The organism is Pseudomonas sp. JV241A (assembly GCF_900275665.1).
In the GTDB taxonomy this organism is placed as follows: domain Bacteria; phylum Pseudomonadota; class Gammaproteobacteria; order Pseudomonadales; family Pseudomonadaceae; genus Aquipseudomonas; species Aquipseudomonas wadenswilerensis.
Genome location: NZ_OPYO01000001.1, coordinates 1 through 23,516 on the forward strand (window position 1 = coordinate 1; position 23,516 = coordinate 23,516).

Below are 23,516 nucleotides of genomic sequence, written 5' to 3' on the forward strand. Positions count from 1 at the left end.
CATGCTTCCAAGAAAAGCTTCTAAGCTTCAGATAACTAGGAACCGTACCCCAAACCGACACAGGTGGTTGGGTAGAGAATACCAAGGCGCTTGAGAGAACTCGGGTGAAGGAACTAGGCAAAATGGCACCGTAACTTCGGGAGAAGGTGCGCCGGTGAGGGTGAAGGACTTGCTCCGTAAGCCCATGCCGGTCGAAGATACCAGGCCGCTGCGACTGTTTATTAAAAACACAGCACTCTGCAAACACGAAAGTGGACGTATAGGGTGTGACGCCTGCCCGGTGCCGGAAGGTTAATTGATGGGGTTAGCTAACGCGAAGCTCTTGATCGAAGCCCCGGTAAACGGCGGCCGTAACTATAACGGTCCTAAGGTAGCGAAATTCCTTGTCGGGTAAGTTCCGACCTGCACGAATGGCGTAACGATGGCGGCGCTGTCTCCACCCGAGACTCAGTGAAATTGAAATCGCTGTGAAGATGCAGTGTATCCGCGGCTAGACGGAAAGACCCCGTGAACCTTTACTATAGCTTTGCACTGGACTTTGAATTTGCTTGTGTAGGATAGGTGGGAGGCTTTGAAGCGTGGACGCCAGTTCGCGTGGAGCCATCCTTGAAATACCACCCTGGCAACTTTGAGGTTCTAACTCAGGTCCGTTATCCGGATCGAGGACAGTGTATGGTGGGTAGTTTGACTGGGGCGGTCTCCTCCTAAAGAGTAACGGAGGAGTACGAAGGTGCGCTCAGACCGGTCGGAAATCGGTCGTAGAGTATAAAGGCAAAAGCGCGCTTGACTGCGAGACAGACACGTCGAGCAGGTACGAAAGTAGGTCTTAGTGATCCGGTGGTTCTGTATGGAAGGGCCATCGCTCAACGGATAAAAGGTACTCCGGGGATAACAGGCTGATACCGCCCAAGAGTTCATATCGACGGCGGTGTTTGGCACCTCGATGTCGGCTCATCACATCCTGGGGCTGAAGCCGGTCCCAAGGGTATGGCTGTTCGCCATTTAAAGTGGTACGCGAGCTGGGTTTAGAACGTCGTGAGACAGTTCGGTCCCTATCTGCCGTGGACGTTTGAGATTTGAGAGGGGCTGCTCCTAGTACGAGAGGACCGGAGTGGACGAACCTCTGGTGTTCCGGTTGTCACGCCAGTGGCATTGCCGGGTAGCTATGTTCGGAAGAGATAACCGCTGAAAGCATCTAAGCGGGAAACTTGCCTCAAGATGAGATCTCACTGGAGCCTTGAGCTCCCTGAAGGGCCGTCGAAGACTACGACGTTGATAGGTTGGGTGTGTAAGCGCTGTGAGGCGTTGAGCTAACCAATACTAATTGCCCGTGAGGCTTGACCATATAACACCCAAGCAATTTGCGTCGAATGGCCAGATTGCGGTGTTGTGAAGACTGCAAAGCCGAGAATTTGTAACTCACAAAACATCACATACCCGATTCGCTGGAGTGTCTAACAAGACCTTCTGGCAACAGAATTTCTTGACGACCATAGAGCATTGGAACCACCTGATCCCATCCCGAACTCAGCAGTGAAACGATGCATCGCCGATGGTAGTGTGGGGTTTCCCCATGTGAGAGTAGGTCATCGTCAAGATTAAATTCCGAAACCCCTATCTGCGTATGCAGGTAGGGGTTTTGTCTTTAAGGTAGAAGCATCAAGAATTCGCTGGCACGTCGCAACAGACGGACCGGCACACAGAATTTCTTGACGACCATAGAGCATTGGAACCACCTGATCCCATCCCGAACTCAGCAGTGAAACGATGCATCGCCGATGGTAGTGTGGGGTTTCCCCATGTGAGAGTAGGTCATCGTCAAGATTCATTCCGAAACCCCTGTCTGCCCTGCAGACAGGGGTTTTGTCTTTCTGGTAACTGCTAAAGCTCCTCAAGCCTACTCGACTCTTGTGGGAGCTGGTCTTGCCAGCGATGGGCTGCATAGCAGCCCCAGAACAGCCGCTTACTTACCCAGCCCTTCGCACCTTCCCACTACGCCGTGCCTGCAACTTGCGCCACCAGATATACACCCCGGTCAACGACAGCACCGCAATCATCACCCCCAGCACTGCAATCAACACCTGGCCCGTCATACCGATGATGCGTCCGCCATGTATGGGTAACTGCAAGCGGTAAAAGCGTTCCCCCAGGGTGCCTTGCCCGGCTATCTCCTTGCCCAGCAAATGCCCGTCAGTCCCGTGAAAGAACAACCAGGACTTACCCTGGGCATCGGTATCGTGTTGGCCAAAGCCCGCGCCATAGAAGTTGTACTCGAAGCTGTAGTACAGCTCGCCGATCGGCGCTGTCAGCCCCAGCCGCTGACCCTCCTGCTGTGCCAGCTGATAGGCCTGTTGATAGCTCAGCTGGGTAACCCCCAGTAGCTCCTTGGGCAGGGTGCCACGGGCTTCATAGACGCTTGGCTCGACCGGTGAAAACAGCGACACCGCCGGTTTGAACACCTGGGCAGGCAGGTTCATCGCCACGCTGCTGATCGCAATCGGCAGCAGCAGTAGCCACAACCACAAACCGCCCGCCCTGTGGATATCCATGTTCAGCCGATAGGCATGGCCGCCCTTGATCTTCCAGGCTTTTGCCCACTTGCCCCAGAACGGCCGCCCACGTGGCAAGGTCAGCAGCACGGCGATAAAGCAGTCGATCACCCACATGATCGCCACCACGCCCATCAGCAGGATCCCCCAGTTGCCGGGCAGGGTCAGGCTGTAGTGCAACTCAAGCATGAACGGCATGAAGTTCTCGCGGGAAAAGCAGCACTCACCCCAGTAGCGCTGGCCCAGGGTCAGGCCGCTGACCGGATCGAGATAGAACACGGTGTTCTTCTCTGCATAGGGCTCACCGCTCGCAGGATCGTTGCGCGGCACCATTGCCAGCAGCGCCGCATGCCCTGGCTCGTTCGGGTACTCCATGTACCAGACCTGCAGCCGCGGGTGCTCGGCCTGCAACTTATCCACAAGCACCCCCGGCTGCTGTCGTTCACCCACGGCGGGGGCTTCGTAGAAGGACGGGTTGAGCCACTCGTCCAGTTCGTGATGAAAGGCCAGGACGCTGCCGGTAAGGCCGGCCAGGGCCAGAAACAGCGCGGTGATCAGGCCGAGGTAGCGGTGGAGCAGTACGTAAAGCTGACGCATGAGTAAAGGTCCGGAGTAAGTCGCCAGATGCAACAAAGCCAGCGCCCGGAATCAGGCGCTGGCTTTGTCGTTCATACAGGTGGGATCAGAACTGGTAGCTGACCGTGGCGCTGACATTGCGCTCTTCGCCCATGTAGCAATAACTCAGGCTGGCACAGGAGGCGATGTAGCTTTCATTGGTGAGGTTGTTGGCATTGAGCCGCACATCCACGCCCTTGAGCCCGACCTTGCCCAGGTCATAGCCAACCGAAGCATCGAACAGGGTGTAGGAGGGCACCTTCATGGTGTTCTCGGCATCCACCCAGCTGTAGCCGACATAGCGCACACCACCGCCCAGGCGCAGGCCGTCGAGGGCGCCCTGGCGGAAGTTGTAGTCAGCCCACAGCGAGGCCATGTGCCGCGGTGCCTGGGTCGGCGAGTTGCCCTTGTTGTCGAGGTCGCTGCCAAACAACGTGCTCGGCATCGACTTGGAGTACTCGATATCGGTGAAGGTGTAGCTGCCGAGGACTTTCAGGTTGTCGGTGACCTGCATGTGCGCTTCCAGTTCCAGGCCCTGGGAGCGGACCTGGCCGACAGGACGGTAGAACTCTTCCTGCGGCAGCTTGGAGGCAAGGTTCTCCTGCTCGATGCGGAACACCGAGGCGGTGAACAGGTTGTCGGTGCCCGGCGGCTGGTACTTGATACCAGCCTCCCACTGGGTACCCTCGGTCGGCGCCAGCGGGTTGCCCGACTGGTCGGCGTAGGAGTTGGGGTTGAACGACTCGGAGTAGCTGATGTACGGCGCAATGCCGTTCTCGAACAGGTACAGCACGCCGGCGCGACCAGTCAGCTTGGTACGCTCGTCACTGATCTTGGTCCCCAGCGGACGGCTGGCTTCGGCGATGCGGTTCTCATCCGACGTCTTCACCCAGTCCTGACGCAGGCCGAGGGAGAAACGCCACTGGTCGAGCTCGATCAGGTCCTGCAGGTATACGCCGGTCTGTTGCAGGCGACGCAGGTAGCTGGTGGGGTCGAAGTAGGTGATTTCCGAGTTGCCGTACTGCGGATCGAAGGCATTGATCGGGGCCAGGGCGCCACTGCGCCAGTCGACCACAGTCTTGCGCCGTTGATAGTCCAGGCCCAGCAGCGTGGTGTGCTTGGCGCTGCCGGTGAAGTATTCGGCCTGGAGCATGTTGTCGATGATGTACGAGTGCAGCTTTTCCTCGCCGCCGGTGTAGTAGCGGTTCAGCTCGTTGCTGGTTGGCGTGGTCCAGCCCCAGGCATACACCTGATCCATCTTCACCGTCGAATCCAGGTAGCGGAAGTTCTGCCGTGCGGTGAATACGTCGTTGAAGCGGTGCTCGAACTGGTAGCCGAACGACTGCTGGTCACGCTCGTAACGGTCGACGCCCGGCTCGCCTTCGAAGAAGTGATCGGAGATGCGCCGGCCATTGCGCTGGTGCAGCGCACCATCGGCCGGAACGCCGCCGTGATAACCGCCGTCGGGGTCATGCTGCAGGTAGGCCTGCAGGGTCAGCGACGTATCTTCGCTGAAGTTGATGCTGGCGGTCGGCGCCAGGGCGAAGCGTTTTTCTTCGTTGTGGTCGAACTGGGTGTCGGACTGATCGGCGACGCCCACCAGACGGTAGGCGATGCGCTTGTCGTCATCCAGCGGGCCGCTGAAGTCGAAACCAACGCCACGCTGGCCCTGGGTGCCGACAGTGGCCTGCACTTGGTGATAGGTCTCGTACAGCGGCTTCTTGCTGGTCAGCGCGACCAGGCCGCCGGGCGAGCTGCGGCCATAGAGCACCGAAGACGGCCCCTTGAGGATATCCACCCGCTCAAGGAAGTACGGATCGACCTGCATGGTGCTGTAGGTGCCGCTGTCACCCATGGACTTCAGACCGTCCAGGTAGATGTTATCCACAGAGCCGTCGTTGAAGCCGCGCATGGCCACGTAGTCGTAGCGGTGAGTCGCACCATAGGGGTTGGTCAGCACGCCAGGGGTGTAGCGCATGGTCTGGGCCACGGTCTGCGAGCCCTGGTCGTCCATTTGCTGACGGGTAACCACCGACACCGACTGCGAGGTTTCCAGAATCGGCGCACTGGTCTTGGTCGCGACCTGGCTGTGGGTGGCGTTGTAGCCTTCCATGCTGCCCAGCGCGTTACCCAGGGCGAACTCGCGCACTTCTGTGCTTGGCAACGACAGCGCTGCGTCCTGTGGCTGAGCCCGCAGCACAAAGCTGCCGCCATCCTGGCTGACGGCCTCCAGGCCCGAGCCGTTGAGCAATTGGCGCAGCGCCTGGTCGGTGGCGTAACTGCCTTGCAGGCCTGGCGACTGCAGGCCCTGGGTCATTTGCGGGGTGCTCGACAAGGTGATCTGGGCCTTGCGGGCGAACTGGTTGAGCACATCATCCAGGGAGCCGGCGGGGATGTTGTACTGCTGGCTGACACTGCCCGCTTGCGCGGCAAGCGTCCCGGCCGGTACAGCAGCAATGCCCAGGGCGGTGCCGAGCAGCGCGGCGCGGATGGCCTTACCGAGGATGCTGCTCGTGGCAGAATCTAAGACAGGTTGAAAATCATTCTTCTTGTTGAGCCGCAACAGGGGCGAAGCATTACGCATGGAGAGCATCCGTAGAGTCGGTAAGGGCAGAAGGAGTCGCTTACTGTCCTAGCCGGACTCGTTGGTAAAACCCGCCAAAAAAAATTGTTCAGGCCAGTCGCTCGAGGCGCACCCACCAGCGAGTGCGATAGCTGACCGTCACCGGCAGCGTCTGCGGCAGCAGTTGCAGCAGTTTGTCGGTGTCCTCAAGGCGGAACACACCGGACAGGCGCAAGTCGGCAATGTCATCGGCGCAGCTCACATAACCGTGGCGATAGCGCCCGACTTCGGCGAGGAAATCGCCCAGGCGCATGTCGCGGGTGACGATCAGCCCTTCGGCCCAGGCGCCGGCATCCATGTCCTGATTCTGTAGGAGGGTTGCGCCCCGGGTATCCAGGCGATAGCTCTGGCCGGCGTGAATCCATTGCGTAGGGCCTGGCGAGTGGATGACGACGGTACCCTGACTGACGCTGACGCGGGTGCAGTTGTCGTCCTGGCGCACCACGAAGTGGCCGTTGAAGCCTTGAAGCAAGGCATCGCGGGTGCTTACCAGCAAGGGGCGGCCAGGAGCGCTCGTATCCTTGGCGCAGGTCAGCAGCAACTCACCGTGCTTGAGGCGAATCAGGCGCTGATCGGCCTCGAAGGCCAGGTCGACGGCGCTGTTGGTGTTCAGCTGCAGCAACGAGCCATCCGGCAGGCGCACGCTGCGCCGCTGGCCGGTGCCACTGGCAAAATCCGCGGTCAACGGGCTGATAACCTGCAGATCCTTGCCCAGCCAGGCCGCCGAGCCGAACACCAGCACGCCGCTGAGCAGCTTCAGGGCCTGGCGCCGTTGCAGGCGCTGGCTGCTGTTCTCCAAGGTCTGCAAAGCTACACTGGCACCCGGCACGGCGCGCAGGTTGAGCTCCTGATGCAGGGACTGCACCCGTTGCCAGGCCAGCTCGTGTTCCTGATGGGTTGCACGCCACTGTTCGCATTGCTGCTGCAGCCGCGCGTTGTGGCCGCTTTCGCGCAGCTTGAGCATCCAGTGGATGGCCTGCTTGACCACTCGCGGGCCAGGATTGAGGGTTGTCATGCCGGCTTACGCCTCTGACTCGTAGCGCAGCAGGTAACAGTGATAAAGCGCATCGGCCACATAGCGCTCGACCGAGCGCAGGGACACGCCCATCTGTTCGGCAATTTCCTTGTGGCTCAGGCCTTCGCACTGCGCCAGGAGAAAAGCGCGGCGCACTTTCGGTTTAAGGCCGTCGAGCATCTGCGCGATGCGCTCGAGCAGTTCCAGCAACAGTTCGCGAGTTTCAACCGAGGGCACTTCGGCTTCTGGCAGATGCGCCAGGGCTTCAAGGTAGGCGCGGTGCAGCTCTTCACGGCGCCAGTGGTCGATCACCAGGCCCAGGGCGATGGTGCGCAGGAACGCCCGGGGTGCATTCAGCTCCAGCAGTTCGCGCCGCTGCAACAGGCGCACGAAGGTGTCCTGGGCCAGATCCGCGGCATCGGCGGCATTGCCCAGCTTGCTGCGCAGCCAGGTGTTCAGCCAGCCGTGGTGATGGCTGTAAAGCGTGTACACGGACTCTCGAGAGGGCATGAAGGTGCGCTGCTGAAGGGGTCATAAATGATAATTAGTCTCATTGTTGGCATCCTTGGAATATTTTGCAACTGTTGATCAGGGCAAGCTCGCTCTTGTAGGAACGGGCTTGCCCCGCCGACCGGGGTTAGCTCAACAAATTCCTCACGTTGTTCATCGCCTCATCGGCAAACCCCTGCAAAAACGCCTGAAAGCCCGGCAGCGCCTCGCTGCCGCCTTCCCACGGCTCGGCCTGGATGGTCCAGGTTGCCCGCGCCTGGCGCTCGCCCAGCGCCTCGACCTGCATCGCCGCCCACAGGTTGCCGATGTTCAGGCTGGTGTAGATCAGGCTCCAGGTCATGCACATGGCCTGGTCGTCGCGGCTATTGAGCTGCTCGATGACCACGTTGCCGTCCTTGAACAGCTTCTTGCGCACTGAACGCACGCCGCTGCCGGTCATCTCGATGTGCGCCAAGGCCGGGATGAACACCGGAAAGCCGGCGAAATTGCCGACGATATTCCAGATGCTGGCGGCATCGCTGGCGATGTCGACACTGGCCACCACACGGCAGCCGGCAGGGTTGCGGATCAGGGTGTCGGGTTGAAGTGCTTGCATGGTTAAGTCTCCTGCGTGGGTTGAAGGTGCTCAGATGAAGGCGATGTCGTGCAGGTACTGGCAGCCGCGTTGCAGCAACTGCGGGGTTTTCTGCGGGTAGCGGGCGCCCATGCGCTCGACCCCGGCGCGGGCATTGCCGTGCCGGATCAACGAGATGTCGCCGATGTCTTCCTCGAAGCCGTCCAGGTAGAAGCCCAGGACATCGAACAGGGCGTTGTCGCGGTCGACCCGGCGCAACTGCCGTTGCCACTGCTCGACGCTGACCAGCTCGAACGGCCTGCCACTGTCGCGGAACACCGAGACGTAGTCGCTCCAGCTCAAAGGCTCCGGGTTGTGCAGGTTGAACACCGCCTGTTCGGGCTGGTAGCGGCTGCTGTGGAAGGCGATGAAGCGGGCGAGAAAATCCACCGGCATCAGGTCGAAGTTGAGCTCCAGCGCAGGCACCTGGCCGAGCTGCAGCGAGCCCTTGAGCATCAGCATCAGGCGGTTGCGCTGGGGCTGACAGATGCCATTGCGGCTGTCGAAGGTGATATTGCCGGGGCGGTACAGGTTGACCCATACACCCTGGTCGCGGGCGCGCTGGAGGATGCGCTCGCCCACCCATTTGCTCAGGTTGTAACCGTTGCGTATGTAGATTGGCGGTGTTGCGGCCGGATCCTGCTCCAGCACCTGGCCGTCGGCGTCGATGGCGCTGCACGCCGACAGGGTCGAAACGAAATTGAAGACCTTTTTGCGTCGGCCTTCGCACAGGCGCAGGCACTCGAACAGTGGCTCGACGTTGTCGGCGGCCAGGCTGCGGTAATCCAGCACATGGTTGACCTGCGCGGCGTTGTGCATCAGTGCGCCGTACTCGCTGTCCAGATAGGCATACTCGGCCTCGGCCAGGCCCAGGCGAGGCTGGCGCAGGTCGGCCGCGAAAACTTTCACCCGGCTCATGTCGAGCCGGTGTAAACCGTTCTCCATCAGCGCTGCGGTGAACCGTTGCTGCGCTGACTGACTGGCACTGCAGCGCACCAGGCAAGCGACTTCGCTGGCGCCCCATTCAAGCAGCGCTTCAACCAGGTGCACGCCGAGAAAACTGTTGGCCCCGGTGACGATCACCTTGTGCACGTCGCCCAGCTGCGCCATCGGCAGAATCTGCAAACCCAGTTCGCGGCAGGCATCGCGTTCGGCCTGCGGATCGAGGCCGAGCAGCTGTGCTTGCTCACCGCTGACCAGCGTGGCCAGGCGTTGCACCGTAGGCATCTCGATAAACCGGTTGATCGCAATGCCGCGGTCGAACTGTTCGCGAACAGCCAGCAAGAGGCGTGACAGCAGGATCGAATGGCCGCCGAGGCTGAAGAAGCTGGCGTCAGTGGATATGTCCTGCTCGGGTAGTTCGAGCAGTTCGCTCCACACGCCAACCAGCTGCGCTTCGACAGAGGTTACCGGGCCGAAGTGATGATTGCTCTGCGTCAGCCCCGGCGGTATCGCCAGCAACGCCTGGCGATCAATCTTGCCGTTGGCGGTGTAGGGCATCTGCGCCAGTTGCTGATAAAAGGCCGGACGCATGTAGTCGGGCAGCTGTTGCTCGGCATGCAGGCGCAGGGCGGCTTCGCCATCGTCAGCCGTAGCTTGCGCGCAGAACGCCAGGATCCGCCGCTGAGCATCGATGACCACGGCCACCTGATGGAACAGGCCGCTGCTGCGCAGGCAATGCTCGATCTCTTCCGGTTCGACCCGAAAGCCGCGAATCTTCACCTGGCTGTCGCGCCGACCACAGAGCTCGATACCGTCGGCTGTCCATTTACCAATATCGCCAGTGCGGTACAGGTGCAGCGGGCTGCCGCCGGCAAGCGTCAAGGTGATAAAGCGCTCATTGCTCAGGGCTGGATTGTTCAGGTAGCCCAGGCCAACGCCCGGCCCTGCGATGTACAGCTCACCGGGGGTGTTTTCGGCTACAGGTTGCAGGCCTTGGTCGAGAATCAAAACCCGCGTGTTGGCGATCGGCCAGCCCAGGTTGCGGTTGTTGTCGTCAGCCTGGAACACCCGGGTCGTGGCCAGCACCGTGGTTTCGGTCGGGCCGTAGATGTTGTGTAGCTGGCACTGCCCGGCCAGGCGGGCAATCACCTCGGGCTCACAGACATCGCCACCGGTGATCAGGTGGCTCAAGCGCAGGTTCTGATCGCGCGGCAGGATGCTCAGCAGCGCCGGCGGCAGAAAGGCATGGGTCACTTGCTGTTCGCGCATCAGCGTCAGCAACTGCGCCGGGTCGCGGCGCTGGTCTTCAGTGGGTACCACCAGCTCGCCGCCGCACACCCAGGTCGGCAGGATATCCAGCAACGAGGCATCGAAACCGATGGTCGAAAACTGCAGCGCCCGGCTTTGCTGATCCAGCTGCACATGGGCGCTGTACCAGGTCTGGAAGTGGCTGAGGTTGCGCTGGCTGAGCAGCACGCCCTTGGGCTGGCCGGTGGTGCCCGAGGTGTAGATCGCCACGCAGGGGGCGTCTGGCGCCGGTCGCTGGCGCAGCAATGACGGCAGTGGCTGCGTCAGCGGCGTGGGCAGCTGGCGCAGGTCCAGGCTCGGTACTTTCAGCTCATCCAGCGGCACCTGCCCGTCATGCAGCAGCAGGCTGGCGCCGGCATTCTTGAGGATATAGCGCAGGCGCTCGGCGGGGTGCGCCGGGTCCAGCGGCAAATACACTGCCCCATAGCCGAATACGGCGAGCACACTGGCGTAGAGCGCAGCGGATTTGCCCAGGCAAACGCCGATCACTGGCGGTTCAGTTGCGGTCGGTAAAACAGGCAACCGTTGCAGGATCGCTGCCGCCAAGGCGTGCAACTGTGCATAGCTGATGCGCTGGCCGTTCAGGTTCAGCGCTGGGCTGTCGGCATGAACCCGCAGGCTCTGTTCCAGGCGCTCGATCAGCGGCACCTCGGCAGCTGCGAGCATTGGCTGATTTTCGCTCTGGTTGAAACGATGGAACCAGGCCAACTGCTCCAGCCAGTCGAGACCTTGTTGCAGATCCTCCTGCCCGGGGTTGATGGCGGCTGCTTGCTGCAGGTAGTCGGGGTTTCGCGAGAAGCGGCTGACGTGCAGCGCGAGCATCTCTTGCAGGCTGGCGATGGCATTCAGGCGCAACTGTTGACCATTGCCGGACGTCTCCGGGCCCAAGCGCTGGCGCTCGATCAGGCGCTGTGCGGTGGCGCTGCCGGTCCAGCACAAAAGCTCAAGTGTCGGCAGCTCGCCAGCGCTTTGCAGGTCTCTTTGCAGGTGAATGCCCAGGCGCAGGCTCAACAGCGCGCAGTCGTCCAGGCCGTGCCAATCGCTGGCACACAGTGCCAGGCTGCCGTCATCGATGAGCAACCGTGGCTGGCGCCACGGGCGTTGTTGCAAGGCCGCGGCGCTGTCGGCCAGGTACAGCGCGTGACCGTGGTCGAGCAGGTCCTGGTGCAGCAAGGTCAGTGCCGGGCTTGTGCCGATCAGAAGGATTTCCAGGCGTCTCATGGCTATCTCCTTGGTTCGGGCAGGTAGTGCGCCAGGGCTTGTTGCACGCAGGGCGAGTCGAGCATGGAACTGGCGCGGAACAGGCGCAGAATGTTGCCCAGCAGCGGGTGCCGGTGGTCGATCGGGTAGGCCATCGCCGTCACTTCCTGGCGCAGCGTTTGTCGCGCGGCCTCGCTGATCGGCAGGTGATCGGTCAGGGCGAAGTCGAAGCCTTTCTGGATGTCGTTGGTCAGGTACTGGGCGAGAAACACCGGCAGGATTTCGGCGATGCATTGCCGGTCCGCCTCGGGGGCGCTGTGCCAGTAGATGTGCACCAGCCGCGCCCAGAAACTTGAATGGCGGCCTTCGTCGAGCAGGTGGTCGGCCATCAGGCCCTTCACCGAGGGCTTGACCGTGTCATCCCGGGCGAAGGCGGCGACATCGTCGGTCAGGGTGTTTTCGGCGATACCTACGCAAATCAGCTCAAGGGCGTCGCGAAGGTGCTCCGGCGCCAGCGCCAGGGCCGCAGGTATCGCCCGGCTCAGTTCAATCTCCCGGGGTAGGGCAATCGGCTCGATCCCGGTCAGGGCGATGGTTTGTTGCATGAAGTCCATGGCTACCAGGGCGTGGTAGTCCTCATCTACCACCACGGTCATGGCGTCGTAGCGACAGGCGAACGGAAAGCGAATGGCGAAGCGGTCCTTGGCGATCCGCCGCGCCGTGCGGTCGACAATCTCGGTCTCGAAAATCACCACGTCGTTGATGAACTTGTACAAGCTCTGGGCCAGGGCGAAATCGCGTTGCTGCGGGCACTCGCGCACAAAGGTCTCACTGAGCACCAGCGGCTGGCGGCTGAGCGGGTAGATCAGCCGCTGATCGTCCTCGACCAGTCGTCGTGGCCGGGTGCGGATGGTTGCGTGGCTCTCCCAGGCCTCAGCGAAGGAATGGTAATCGAGGGCGTTCATGCACTGACCTCCGCGACGGTTTCGCGCATCGACAGGCGCAGGCGGTCCCACAGGGCGATGCGGCTGTCGATGGCGGCGATGGCGGCTTCCAGCACTTGGCGCTGCTGCACCGGGTCGCTTTTTACCAGCCTTGTCAGCAGGGCTTCGGCGGCTGGGCCGTGGTCTTCGGCGTCGACCTCGATATGCCGTTGCAGGTAGTAACGGAAGGTCGGCGCCTGTTCGCCGGTGATGCCCCAGTCATCGAGGATGCGCTGGAACATGCTTGGAATGACGCTTTCGCGCCCATGCAGGAAGGCCGCAGCGACGCTATGGGCCGGTGCGCCAAGGGCGGTCTCCAGGGTGTGGCTGACGAACTGCCGGGCCGCCTCGCTGGCGCCAGCGCGCTGCAGGGCGCTGGCGTAACCAACACCTTCACGCTGCAGGCTGACGAAGCGCTCGATCGCCGCCGTGCTGGCGCCAACTTCGCGCATGGCGTCCAGGTACAGCTCGAAATGGCTGTAATGCCCCTGGCCCAGGCAATCGTCGGACTCTTCGCCGAGGACGATCTCGTTGATCAGGCGGGCGGCGTTGGGGTCAAGCGGTGGTAGCCAGGGCAGCTGGATACAGGTCAGCTCCTGCTGCAGGCGCTTGGTCAGCGACATGAAATCCCAGACAGCAAATACATGGGTTTCCATGAACCGCTGCAATACCGGCAAAGAATCTATTTCGGCAAAGATCGGGTGGGCGGCAAGTTCGGCTTTGCGGGCGATAAGATGCGAAGTCAACGTATTCATGGGGTTTCCTTGTCAGTGGCTAATGTCCGGTCAATCGGCCTTCATCGACAGTTTCGAAGTTTTCAATGGCCGAGCAGGGGCCTCGACCGAACAGTTCGATAGCTGCGTGATGACAGGCGTATCGATGCAATAAGCATCACTTTTCTCAGGTTGACGGGGGCTTTGTGGTCAGGCTGGCCCGTGCCTATAAAAAGTTAGAACAACTTTTAAGTGTTCGGCAATAACTTTGTTAATTATATTTTTAGTTGGTTTTTTCGAGTGCGAAGTGAGTAATTAAAACTTTAGTTTGAAGTTTTATTGATAGGTAAGTGCTCCTTCCGGCAACGAAGTGTCAGAATAAAAACTGCGTGAGTGAATGCCTCACTCGGAGCACAGAAGAATGGAAGTCGGACCTGGTTGACTCTAAGGGGCAGCTGATCGATATCGGTCCTTGCCCGGCGCTAGGCTCCTTCTGCAGGTGTGCAAAAAGCAGACGACCAGGTCCGCCCGAGGGCAATCAGCGGTCGCTGCGCGGGTAAGAGTGTGCCGAAAATGCAGGGGCCGCCATGGCTGGCTGAAACAGGAAGAGACAAATCAGGGGCGCGAGAGCACCCCTTGAGGGCAGGGGATGGGTATGTCTGGAGGGGTCAGAGGCTAAGCAGGCCCAGGTGCGTATTGATGATTTGAATCAGGCGCTGGTTGAACCGGGGGGCTTCGCCTTGGTCATCGGGCAGTTCGATCAGCTCGATCTCCCGGCAGCTGTAGTCGTGCCAACCCAGCATGCGCGGCAGATACCCTGACGGATACAGCGCAGTGACTGGCACTTTGAGCCCGGCCGGGGCCTCGCCTGCATCAGCTGAAGGGCTGTCGCTGGTCGAGACAAACAGATGGCGGGTCTGGCCCGGGTGCAGTTGCTCGGTGTTGCGGGCCAGGGCGAAAGCCAACTGCGCCCCTACGCCCTGACCAAACAGCGCATGGGGTTTGTGCAGGTAGACCTGCAAGCGTTCGACCAGGGCGGCGATCAGGGTGGGATTGTTTTGCAAGGGCAGTGGACGGGTCAGGTCGCCATAGGCCAGGACGTTGACGGTCACCAGTTCGATATGGTCATTGAGCGCTACGGACCAGGCGCGGTATTGGCTCAGATGGTCCTGACTGCAGGCGAGGCAGATCAGGCGGATCTGCGGCGGCTGGGCAGAGCCCGGTACGGTTCTGCGCTGAAGAGTGGGAGCGTGCACTGCCTTTCCTTCCGCTCAAGGTGTGCCCCGAGCGCGATTGCTGCCAGTGGCCGGGGTCGCCGGCCATGGCTGTGGGTTCACTCTGCCGATTGTCTGCTCAGGTAGGCCTTGATCGTTTTTGCCCCGTTGTTCAGGTGGCGTTCGAGGATCCTGATGGCATCTTCAACCGACTTGTCGTTAGCGGCGTCCACCAGCCCGATGTGATCGTCCTGGGTCAGCTTGCCCAGGCCCATCGACGACAGGTGGAAGCGCAGAAAGCGTTCTTCTTCATTGAGCTCGTTTTCAATCAGGCGCAGCAGCTTCTGGTTGGGCGCCTTGCTGTACAGGCTCATGTGAAACAGGCGGTTCAGGCGACCGATTTCGGCATGCCGGGTTTCGTTTTCCAGCTCCGCGATATAGCCGCGAGCCATGGCAATATCCTCGGCGTCGAGCAAGGGGATCGACTGGCGCAGGGCCTCGGACTCCAGGAGGACCCGCAAGGCGTAGGTATCCACGGCATCTTCGCCGATCAGTGGCGCGACCACGGCGCCCTTGTGCGCCACTACCTGCAGCAGCGACTGCGCTTCGAGCTGGCGCAGGGCCTCGCGCACCGGCATGCGGCTGACGCCAAACAAGGTGGCCAGTTCCTGTTGACGCAAGGCCATGCCCGGCGCCAGGCGACCATCGAGGATGGCACTGCGCAGCCGCTCTTCAATCACACTGCGCGCCAGGTGGGGCGGAACTTGCTCGCCACCGCCCAGAATGTCGCTCAGAAGTTTGGTTTTTTCGGCCACGCTGTCTCTGCCTGAAGTCGAAACGGTTTTGGATCCAGGATCCAATAACACTAGTTAGGGGAGATTTACTTGTCAAACCGCGCCGACGAGAGCCCTGATTTCACTAACGAAACAGCAATCAACGGCCGCTTGCTTGCTATCGTGAAGGAAGTTTTTGCTCAAGGGAAGCCGGGTTGCAGCCCACGCCTGACAAGGGGTTGCCCGTGATCAACAGTTTGATGGCGCGATGATTGTAAGGTGCCATTGTTTTTTCCGGGTCGAGGCCGCACCATCGGCGTTTTCCACAGGTCTGCGCGGATTGTTCGCATTGGCGATACCTCTGGCTGTTCAATTGACTGTGCGTCGGCTTGGCCTTGCCGTGGTGCTCGGCTGCCTGTTGCTGGGCGGTCTGCACGCCGATTGGGATTTCTCGCAGATCAGCCGCCGCGCCCAGTCGTTGTACGGGCCCTTGGGGCCTGGTCAAGGCCGGGTCGATGCCTGGCAGAACCTGTTGGCGACCCAGAAGCAGGGCAGCGAGGCCGAACGCCTGAAAGTGGTCAACCAGTTCTTCAACCAGCAGCTTCGCTATGTCGAGGATATCGACCTGTGGCGCGAGGTGGACTACTGGGCAACCCCGGTGCAGTCGTTGATCAAGGGCGCCGGCGACTGTGAAGACTACGCTATCGCCAAGTATTTCAGCCTGCGCCGGCTCGGTGTTCCTGCCGAAAAACTGCGGATTACCTACGTCAAGGCCTTGCGCCAGAATCGCGCGCACATGGTCCTGACCTATTATTCAAGCCCGGAGGCCATGCCACTGGTGCTCGACAGCCTGATCGACGCGATCAAGCCCGCCAGCCAGCGGCCGGACCTGTTGCCGGTGTATTCCTTCAACGGTGAAGGCCTGTGGCTGACCGGTGCGGGTGGCAACAAGAAGGTGGGCGACACCAAGCGCTTGTCGCGCTGGCAGGATCTATTGAAGAAGATGCAGGCCGAAGGCTTCCCCGCCGAGCCGGCTTACTGAAGGAGCACAGATGTCACTGTTCAAACAATTGCTGCTTGCCATCTGCCTGTTCCTGGTAGTCGCCTTCAGCGGCAGCTTCATGGTCAGCCTGGAGAGTTCGCGCAGCCAGTACGTCAACCAGCTGCGCTCCCATGCCCAGGACGCCGCCACGGCCCTGGCGCTGTCGCTGACGCCGAATATCGACGACCCGGCGATGGTCGAGCTGATGGTCAGCTCGATCTTCGACAGTGGTTATTATTCGAGCATCAAGGTCATCGACACGGGCTCCAATGCCTTGCTGGTCGAGCGCCACGCCGAGCCAGATGCCAACGGTGTGCCGGCCTGGTTCATTCGCCTGATTGGCCTGGAGCCCGCCGGTGGCGATGCCATCGTCAGCCGCGGCTGGCAGCAGGCGGCACGGGTCGAGGTGGTCAGCCATCCGATGTTCGCCTTGGCCAAGCTTTGGCAGAGTGCCCTGGGCAGCCTCGGCTGGCTGCTGCTGTGCGGCGCCTTGAGTGCGGTGCTCGGCGCGCTGTTGCTGCGCCGCCAGCTCAAGCCGCTGGATTACATGGTGGCGCAGTCCCACGCCATCGCCCGGCGCGAGTTCCTCAGCTTGCCGGACTTGCCGCGTACCCCGGAACTGCGCCGGGTAGTGCAGGCCATGAACCAGATGGTAGAAAAGCTCAAGGCGCTGTTCAAGGAGCAGGCCGAGCGTAGCGAAAAGCTGCGGGTCGAGTCGTACCAGGACAGCCTCACCGGGCTTGCCAACCGCCGCTATTTTGAGATGCAGCTCAACGCCCTGGTCAGCAACCTCGAAGAGGCGCGCCCGGGTTACCTGTTGCTGCTGCGGGTCAAGGACCTGGCCGGGCTCAACCAGCGCCTGGGCGGTCAGCGTACCGACCAGTTGCTGCAGGCGGTTGGCCAGCAACTGCAACGCACCTGCGCCAACTACCCGGAAACCAACAACCTGATTACCCGCAGCCGCGGCGGCGAGTTTGCCGTGCTGGCGCCGGGGCTGGTGCATGAAGAGGCGATCCAGCTGGCCCAGGCCCTGGAAGTGACCCTGCAGAGCCTGGCCGATACCGGCGCCAGTGATGTAACCCCGGTCGCCTGCATCGGCATGGCCCCTTACAGCCCGGGTGACGAGCCCCAGGCTTTGCTCAAGCTGGCTGACGAAGCCCTGGCGCGCGCTGAAAGCCAGCTGGAGCCAGGCTGGGTGTGCCTGGAGCAGGGTACTGCGCCGCAAGCCGGCGATACCCACCATGCCTGGCATACCCTGCTCGATGAAGCGTTGCAGCAGGGGCGCTTCCAGCTGTTCTTCCAGCCGGTGGTGGCCTGTGATGCACCGGAGCGGGTGCTGCATTACAAGGTGATCTCGCGGGTGCTCGACGCCCAGGGCCAGGCCATCGCCGCTGGACGCTTCCTGCCCTGGCTGGAGCGTTTTGGCTGGTCGGCGCGGCTCGATGTGCTGATGCTCGAGCAAGTGCTCAAGCACATGCACACCCACAAGGAAGCGCTGGCCCTTAACCTGTCGGCAGCGACCCTGGCCGATCCGAAGGCGTTGCAGCGGGTCTATGACCTGCTCGGCCAGAATGCCGTGCTGGGTCCGCGCCTGACCCTGGAAATCGGTGAAGAACAACTGCCTGAACAAGCCGTGCTTGAGCAGCTCACCCGACGCCTGCGGGTACTGGGTTTCAGCCTCAGCCTGCAGCGTTTCGGCGGACGTTTCAGCATGATCGGCAACCTTGCACACCTGGGTCTGGCCTACCTGAAGATCGACGGCAGCTACATCCGCACCATCGACCACGAACGGCACAAGCGCCTGTTCATCGAAGCGATCCAGCGCGCAGCGCACAGCATCGACTTGCCGCTGATTGCCGAGCGGGTCGAAACCGAAGGTGAGCTCAAGGTATTGCGCGAGATGGGTATTCAGGGGGTTCAGGGACGACTGGTCGGCGAGCCGGCACCCTGGCGTTGAGGCAAGCGGCTGCAGGCCCGCAACGGGCCTGCGCCAGTCAGATCAGGCCGCTGTGTTCTTCACTGTCATCGATCAGGTTGGTCAGGCCGCCCAGCACCTGACGGGCATTGGATCGGCTGAGCAGTTTGGCCTGAGCGCCGGCCGGCAGGTCGGTGATGCTGATCACGCCTTTGGTGGTCAGCACCTCGATCAAGTCCTCGAGCACCCGGATCATGTCCAGGTCACTCTGTTTGAGCTGCTTGAGGCTGTTCTCGACTACGTCGTCGGCGAACCACTCCTGGACCTCGGCATGGTCGGCCGGGAGCATCTCCGTGTATTCGGCGTAGGGTGCGGCCTCTACCCGGACCAGTTGGCCCTGTGCATCGCGTTGCACGTAGAACATGGGGGTATCCCTCTGAATGTCAGTCCGTATCCGCAGTCAGCAGCATAGGCCAAGCTGGCCGGGCGTGTAGCCCCGGCGAGCGAGTATGCGCTGTGAATACGGTGCAGGCAAAGTCCGAAGCGCCGCGCCAGCCCCGGGAGGGCTGGCGCAGGCTGTGGATCAACTGTTGGAGTGGTCGATCTTGATGGTTGGGTCGGCACCGGTAACCAGCGAGTTGATCGTGGTATTGGCCCAGTTGACCCCTTCCAGCTTGATCGTCACATTGGCATTGGCCAGGCCGCCAGAAGCGTTGAGCTTGCCTTCGGAGCTGACCTGCAGGGTCGACTCGCCGTTGACCGTGGTGATCTTCAGGTAGTTGTCGATGGTGCTGGCCTTCTCGCCCTGGAGCAGGTCGCTCAGGTCCAGACGGTCACCTTCGGCAGCCTTGAAGTCCTTGATCACGTCCTTGCCGGTGTCGCCGGCCTTCCATACGAAGGTATCGGCACCGCTGCCGCCGGTCATGATGTCGTCGCCCTTGCCGCCGATGAGGATGTCGTTGCCTTCACCGCCAAGCAGGGTGTCATTGCCGGTACCGCCGAGCAGGATGTCATTGCCCTTGCCACCATCGAGGTAGTCGTTGCCACCCTGGCCGAAGAGAATGTCGTTGCCGTCGCCACCGAGCAGCGTGTCCTTGCCATCGCCAGTACGTGATACATCAAACTCGCTGACGTGCTCGGCGATGTACTGGTGCAGCACGCGTCCGTCGACATCACCCTGGTCCACGCCCAGCTTGCCGGCCACATAGGCTTGCATGGCTTCGACGCCGTTGCCGGCGATGCCGTCAAAACTGACCAGGTCACCGAACAGGATGTCATTGCCGTCGCCGCCACTGACTGCATCGTTGCCCGGCAGGCTGGCCTCGGTATGGCCAAGAATCGCTTCGGCCAGTTTGCTCGGGTCGATGTTGGCCTGCGGTTTACCATCGGTGTCGTATGGTTTCAGATCGTTGGAGTTGACCCCGCCATTGAGGCCGATCGCTTCCACGCTCGAATGCTTCGACAGCAACAGGAAAGACTCTTTGGAGTTGGCGTCGACGTAATACCAGTTCTGGCTCGACAACTCATAGGTGCCATCACCTTGCGCGTGCAACTCGCCCGAAGCGTTGCTGTCGGCGCGCCAGCGGTAGCCATCCCAGTATTGAGACGAGAGGTTACCCTGCTTGTCGATACTGATCCGGTTGTAGCCACCGACCATTTCATTGCTGATGACATTGCCCAGTTTGTAGTTCAGCGAGGCCAGTACGCTATCCATCGAGTAGCCCGAGTCTTTGAACGTCGGGTTACCTCGCTCGTTGCCTTGAGAAACGTTTGGCTGGCCATCGGTAATGAAGAACGTCTGGTTGCTACCGTCACTGCCGGTGTCCTTGAGGTTCTGGAACCAGTTGGCGGTGGTTTTGAACGCATCTTCGTAGTTGGTATTGCCGCCGGGAGTCAGCTTCTTCAGTGCAGCTTGCAGCGCTGCCAGTCCACCATTGTCGGCCAGGTTGATCGAGAAGGTGGTGTTGACCTGGGTGGAGAAGTCCACCAGCAGAATATTCACCGTACCCGACTGAGCACCTTTGACACTGTTAGCCAGGGTGTTGAACACCGACTCCAGGGATTTCTTCGCCGCGTCCACACCGGCGTAACCCATACTGGCTGAAGTATCGACAATGAACGCCAGGTTGTAATCCTGCCCTGGGGTTACATGCAAGCCATTGACGTCGGCGACCACGATGTCGTTGTTGGTGCCAAAGTCGCGGCTGTCGTTATCGGACGTCAGGTTGGTGGTGGCATAGGTATCCGGGTAAACGGTGACCTTGATCGTGCCCTGGGTGAAGTCGGTGCTGCCGTTGGCCTTCTCGGTGGCCGTCGAAGTGACGGTCACGTCGAACTGGCCCTGGTAGTAGGCTGGCGGCTTGATGCTCAGGCCGTTGAGGTTCCAGCCGGTGACGTCGACCTGGCTACTGCCGACGGTGACAGTGTGGCCGGCGCCATCGCTCAGTACCGAGCCTGCCGGAATGCCGCCCAGCTTGACGCTGAGGGTTTCCGAACCATCGGTGTCGGTGAGGTTGGTGGAGATACCGACCAGCTTGACGGTGCCGTTCTCGGCGCCTTCATTGAGCTTGTAGCCCTGGTAGTAGCCTTCGCCATTGGCACCGTGCAACTCGCCGACGGTGACGCCAGCATTGGTCAGCTCGTTCACGCCCGGGTACATCGGGATGTTGGCGTTGTTCAGGTCGACCGGGGTGCTGCCATTGACCGACAGGTTGACGTCGTAGCTGCCCGGGCCGCTCTGGTTGGCGTGGTAGATATCCAGGGTGTAGTAGCCGCTGATGGTCGGCTTGAACGAACCGCTGATCGCACCGCCCGCGCCCCAGGTGGCCTGGGCCACGTTCTTGCCGCCGATGGTGATCAGCAGGCTGTCATCGCCGACACCGCTGAAGCTGTAGGTCTTACCCGCTTCGAGGTAGATCAGGCCGGAAGTCTTCGAGCCCGAACCGCCGACGACGCTGGCGTCGGACTGGGCATTGGTGACCAGCGAGCTGCTGTTGGCCTTGCCCGAGTTGTCGAACACGGTCTTCAGTGCATCGCCGGTGATGCCGTTGCCGTTGGTACCCAGGCCGCTGAGGCTGTTCCAGGTTTCCTTGACCAGGCCGATCGAGTTGACGTTGTTGCTGCCGATGTTCAGGTCAGGTTTGTCGGCCACCGGAGTGATGTCGACCTTGACGGTGCTTTCGTTGCCCAGGCCCTGGCCATCGGTTGGCTTGAACTTGATGTGTGCGTAGTCGGCCTCTTTGTTGCCGACGCCGGTGCCACCGTTGGCATTGATACCCGACTCGTTGCGATCCGGCACGAACTTCAGCTTGCCGGCATCGATGTCGGCCTTGCTGAAGACCTTGCCAGCATCGGCTTCGGTCAGGGTTTTCCAGACGTTGCCATCCTTGTACTGCAGCACGCCGTCGGCGGGCAGTTTGGTGATGGTCAGGCCCAGGTTGGCCGCCGGGGTATCGGCATCGGTGATGCCGAAGTTGGCCCAGCTCAGCACCAGGTCGGTGTCTTCGGTACCGGTCACGGCGCCGCCCGCGGCAACAGGTGCCTCGTTGCTGACGATGGTGGTGGTGACACTGCCCGCGCTGCCGCTGACTGCCAGGTTCTCGAAGTTGCCGCCGGTGGCCGAGTCGATCTTCACGGTGAAGTTCTCGGCACTCTCGGCAATGCCATCACGGATGATCGGCACGCTGAAGGTGCCCACATCGCTGCCCGCCTTGATCACCACGGTGGCGACGCCGGTGTAGTCCGCACCGTTGGTGGCGGTGCCGCTGTAGGTCAGCTTGATGACTACATCGGTTTGCGCCTTGTTGGTCAGGGTCAGCGTGTAGTTGGCCGAGTCACCTTCCACCACCGAGGTGGTGCCGCTGATGCTGACGGTGGTGGTGTCGATGGTGTCGGTCACCTGGGTGACGGCTGGCTGCTTGCTGATCGCCAGGTCTTCGAAGTTGCCACCGGTGGCGCCAGTGATGGTGGCGTTGACGCTGCCCGCATCGATGTACACGTCATCCGCTGGCGCAGGCACGCTGGCCGTGCCCGTGGTCTTGCCGGCATCGATGGTGATGGTTGCACCGTTGCTCAGGGTCACGGTGACCGTGGTCTGCGCCTTGTTGCTCAAGGTCGCGGTGTAGGTGATGTTGCCACCTTCGGCGACCGAGGGCGTGGCGCTCAGGGTCAGGTTGGTGGTGTCGATGGTATCGGTAACGCTGGTTACGGCGGACGAACCGTCGACCTTCAGTTCTTCGAAGTCACCGCCGGTGCTGCCGGTGATTTTCGCACTGACGTTACCGGCATCGATGTACACGTCATCGCCAGGCGCGGCGATGGTCACCTTGCCTTCGGTCTGGCCTGCGGCGATGGTGATGGTCTCACCGTTGCTCAGGGTGACCTTCATCTCGGTGCCAGCAGGGTTGCTCAGCTTGGCCACGTAAGTGATCGAGCCGCCTTCGGCCACGGTCGGAGTCGCCGTCAGGGTCAGGCTGGTGGAGTCCTTGGTGCCCGGGCCGTCAGTGACGGTGGTGCTGGTGTTGCCGGTGCTGACCAGTTTTTCGTAGTTGCCGCCGCTGGTGCCGGTGATGCTGTTGGTCAGGGTCGGATTGGTGGTGTGCACGTTGTTCGGTGCAACGTAGTCCACAGTGCCGGTGCTCTGGCCTACAGGAATGGTGATCTGCTGACCGTTGGCCAGGTTGATGACCAGGTCGGAACCGGTCACCGGCGCGCTGACTTTCGCGGTGTAGGTGACCACGCCGCCTTCGACAACACTGTTGGTGCTGGCGGTCAGGGTTACGGTGCTGGTGTCGATGGTGTCCTTGACGTCGGTGACAGCCGGGGTGTTATCCACAGCCAGCTTCTCGAAGTCGCCACCGGTGGTGCCAGTGACAGTCACGCTCAGCTTGTCAGCGTCGATGTATACATCGTCGCTTGGTGCATCGATGGTGATCTTGCCTTCGGTCTGGCCCTTGGCGATGGTGATGACTTCACCGTTGCTCAGGGTGACCTTCATTTCGGTGCCGGCCGGGTTGGTCAGCGTCGCGGTGTAGGTGATCGAGCCGCCTTCGTTGACTGTTGGCGTCGCGGTCAGCTTGAGGCCGGTGGTGTCGTCAGTACCTGGACCGTCAGTAACGGTGGTCACCGGGTTGCCCGCAGTGTCCAGCTTCTCGTAGTTGCCGCCGGTGGTGCCGGTGATGCTGTTGGTCAGGTCCGGATTGGTGGTGTGCACGTTGTTCGGTGCAACGAAGTCCACGGTGCCGGAGCTCGAACCGACCGGGATGGTGATCTTCTGACCATTAGCCAGGTTGATCTCCATGTTAGAACCGGTGACCGGCGCGGTGACGGAAGCGGTGTAAGTCACCACGCCGCCTTCGGTGACGCTTGGCGTCGCAGTCAGGGTGCCGGTCGAGGTGTTGATAGTGTCCGCCACTTCAGTCACGGCAGTAGCCGGGTCGACTTCGACCTTCTCGAAATCGCCACCGGTGGTACCAGCGACAGTCACGCTGACTTCCCCTGCA

At 61.3% G+C, this 23,516-nt stretch carries 14 protein-coding genes and 3 rRNA genes; 5 read left to right on the forward strand and 12 right to left on the reverse strand.

Annotated elements, in window-relative coordinates:
• The 3 genes from JV241A_RS00005 to rrf (JV241A_RS00015) all read left to right on the forward strand — a co-directional run.
• Positions 1–1,345, forward strand: a 23S ribosomal RNA gene (locus JV241A_RS00005); the annotation flags it as partial.
• 137 nt (positions 1,346–1,482) lie between these two features.
• Positions 1,483–1,598, forward strand: a 5S ribosomal RNA gene (gene rrf / locus JV241A_RS00010).
• Between the two features lie 110 nt (positions 1,599–1,708).
• Positions 1,709–1,824: ribosomal RNA gene (gene rrf, locus JV241A_RS00015) — 5S ribosomal RNA — on the forward strand.
• Between the two features lie 143 nt (positions 1,825–1,967).
• Here the strand turns inward: rrf (JV241A_RS00015) and JV241A_RS00020 are convergent.
• The 10 genes from JV241A_RS00020 to JV241A_RS00065 form a co-directional block, all read right to left on the reverse strand.
• A complete protein-coding gene (locus JV241A_RS00020) occupies positions 1,968–3,146 on the reverse strand; it encodes a PepSY domain-containing protein (protein WP_134061142.1) in 1,179 nt (392 codons plus the stop codon).
• Positions 3,147–3,231: 85 nt separating this feature from the next.
• Complete coding sequence (locus JV241A_RS00025; protein ID WP_240047817.1) at positions 3,232–5,748, reverse strand: TonB-dependent siderophore receptor; 2,517 nt, start codon at positions 5,746–5,748, stop codon at positions 3,232–3,234.
• A gap of 88 nt (positions 5,749–5,836) precedes the next feature.
• Complete coding sequence (locus tag JV241A_RS00030) at positions 5,837–6,802, reverse strand: FecR family protein (protein WP_115089506.1); 966 nt, start codon at positions 6,800–6,802, stop codon at positions 5,837–5,839.
• Between the two features lie 6 nt (positions 6,803–6,808).
• On the reverse strand, positions 6,809–7,312 hold the full coding sequence (locus tag JV241A_RS00035) for a sigma-70 family RNA polymerase sigma factor (RefSeq protein WP_134061143.1): 504 nt from the start codon (positions 7,310–7,312) through the stop codon (positions 6,809–6,811).
• Positions 7,313–7,439: 127 nt separating this feature from the next.
• Positions 7,440–7,907 (reverse strand): SRPBCC family protein, encoded by a 468-nt coding sequence (locus JV241A_RS00040; protein ID WP_115089504.1) that lies wholly within the window; start codon positions 7,905–7,907, stop codon positions 7,440–7,442.
• Positions 7,908–7,937: 30 nt separating this feature from the next.
• Positions 7,938–11,396 (reverse strand): non-ribosomal peptide synthetase, encoded by a 3,459-nt coding sequence (locus tag JV241A_RS00045; protein ID WP_134061144.1) that lies wholly within the window; start codon positions 11,394–11,396, stop codon positions 7,938–7,940.
• A gap of 2 nt (positions 11,397–11,398) precedes the next feature.
• The gene (locus JV241A_RS00050) at positions 11,399–12,340 is read right to left on the reverse strand and encodes a diiron oxygenase (RefSeq protein ID WP_134061145.1); all 942 of its coding nucleotides are present in this window, start codon (positions 12,338–12,340) and stop codon (positions 11,399–11,401) included.
• Positions 12,337–13,113 (reverse strand): DUF3050 domain-containing protein, encoded by a 777-nt coding sequence (locus JV241A_RS00055; protein ID WP_134061146.1) that lies wholly within the window; start codon positions 13,111–13,113, stop codon positions 12,337–12,339. The genes JV241A_RS00050 and JV241A_RS00055 overlap by 4 nt, the downstream gene beginning before the upstream one ends.
• 626 nt (positions 13,114–13,739) lie before the next feature.
• The gene (locus JV241A_RS00060; RefSeq protein WP_134061147.1) at positions 13,740–14,327 is read right to left on the reverse strand and encodes a thioesterase domain-containing protein; all 588 of its coding nucleotides are present in this window, start codon (positions 14,325–14,327) and stop codon (positions 13,740–13,742) included.
• A 77-nt stretch (positions 14,328–14,404) separates the two neighbouring features.
• Positions 14,405–15,100 (reverse strand): GntR family transcriptional regulator, encoded by a 696-nt coding sequence (locus JV241A_RS00065; protein ID WP_115089499.1) that lies wholly within the window; start codon positions 15,098–15,100, stop codon positions 14,405–14,407.
• Positions 15,101–15,407: 307 nt separating this feature from the next.
• On the opposite strand from JV241A_RS00065, the gene lapG reads away from it, so the two are divergent.
• Positions 15,408–16,100 (forward strand): cysteine protease LapG, encoded by a 693-nt coding sequence (gene lapG, locus JV241A_RS00070; RefSeq protein WP_115089526.1) that lies wholly within the window; start codon positions 15,408–15,410, stop codon positions 16,098–16,100.
• Between the two features lie 10 nt (positions 16,101–16,110).
• The gene (gene lapD, locus JV241A_RS00075) at positions 16,111–18,057 is read left to right on the forward strand and encodes a cyclic di-GMP receptor LapD (protein ID WP_134061148.1); all 1,947 of its coding nucleotides are present in this window, start codon (positions 16,111–16,113) and stop codon (positions 18,055–18,057) included.
• Between the two features lie 37 nt (positions 18,058–18,094).
• Here lapD and JV241A_RS00080 read toward each other — a convergent pair whose 3' ends face one another.
• Positions 18,095–18,439, reverse strand: coding sequence for a tryptophan synthase subunit beta (locus JV241A_RS00080; RefSeq protein WP_115089497.1), 345 nt, complete (start codon positions 18,437–18,439; stop codon positions 18,095–18,097).
• A gap of 159 nt (positions 18,440–18,598) precedes the next feature.
• Positions 18,599–23,500, reverse strand: a complete 4,902-nt coding sequence (locus JV241A_RS27780) for an immunoglobulin-like domain-containing protein (protein WP_345789707.1) — start codon at positions 23,498–23,500, stop codon at positions 18,599–18,601.
• Positions 23,501–23,516 lie beyond the last annotated feature (16 nt).

What these genes read in the sequence shown, in the direction of transcription:
- JV241A_RS00035 (WP_134061143.1), bottom strand. Translation starts at nt 7,312, where the DNA reads ATGCCCTCTCGAGAGTCCGTGTACACGCTTTACAGCCATCACCACGGC.
- JV241A_RS00055 (WP_134061146.1), bottom strand. Translation starts at nt 13,113, where the DNA reads ATGAATACGTTGACTTCGCATCTTATCGCCCGCAAAGCCGAACTTGCC.
- JV241A_RS00030 (WP_115089506.1), bottom strand. Translation starts at nt 6,802, where the DNA reads ATGACAACCCTCAATCCTGGCCCGCGAGTGGTCAAGCAGGCCATCCAC.
- JV241A_RS00045 (WP_134061144.1), bottom strand. Translation starts at nt 11,396, where the DNA reads ATGAGACGCCTGGAAATCCTTCTGATCGGCACAAGCCCGGCACTGACC.
- JV241A_RS00080 (WP_115089497.1), bottom strand. Translation starts at nt 18,439, where the DNA reads ATGTTCTACGTGCAACGCGATGCACAGGGCCAACTGGTCCGGGTAGAG.
- JV241A_RS00040 (WP_115089504.1), bottom strand. Translation starts at nt 7,907, where the DNA reads ATGCAAGCACTTCAACCCGACACCCTGATCCGCAACCCTGCCGGCTGC.
- JV241A_RS00025 (WP_240047817.1), bottom strand. Translation starts at nt 5,748, where the DNA reads ATGCGTAATGCTTCGCCCCTGTTGCGGCTCAACAAGAAGAATGATTTT.
- lapD (WP_134061148.1), top strand. Translation starts at nt 16,111, where the DNA reads ATGTCACTGTTCAAACAATTGCTGCTTGCCATCTGCCTGTTCCTGGTA.
- JV241A_RS00050 (WP_134061145.1), bottom strand. Translation starts at nt 12,340, where the DNA reads ATGAACGCCCTCGATTACCATTCCTTCGCTGAGGCCTGGGAGAGCCAC.
- JV241A_RS00020 (WP_134061142.1), bottom strand. Translation starts at nt 3,146, where the DNA reads ATGCGTCAGCTTTACGTACTGCTCCACCGCTACCTCGGCCTGATCACC.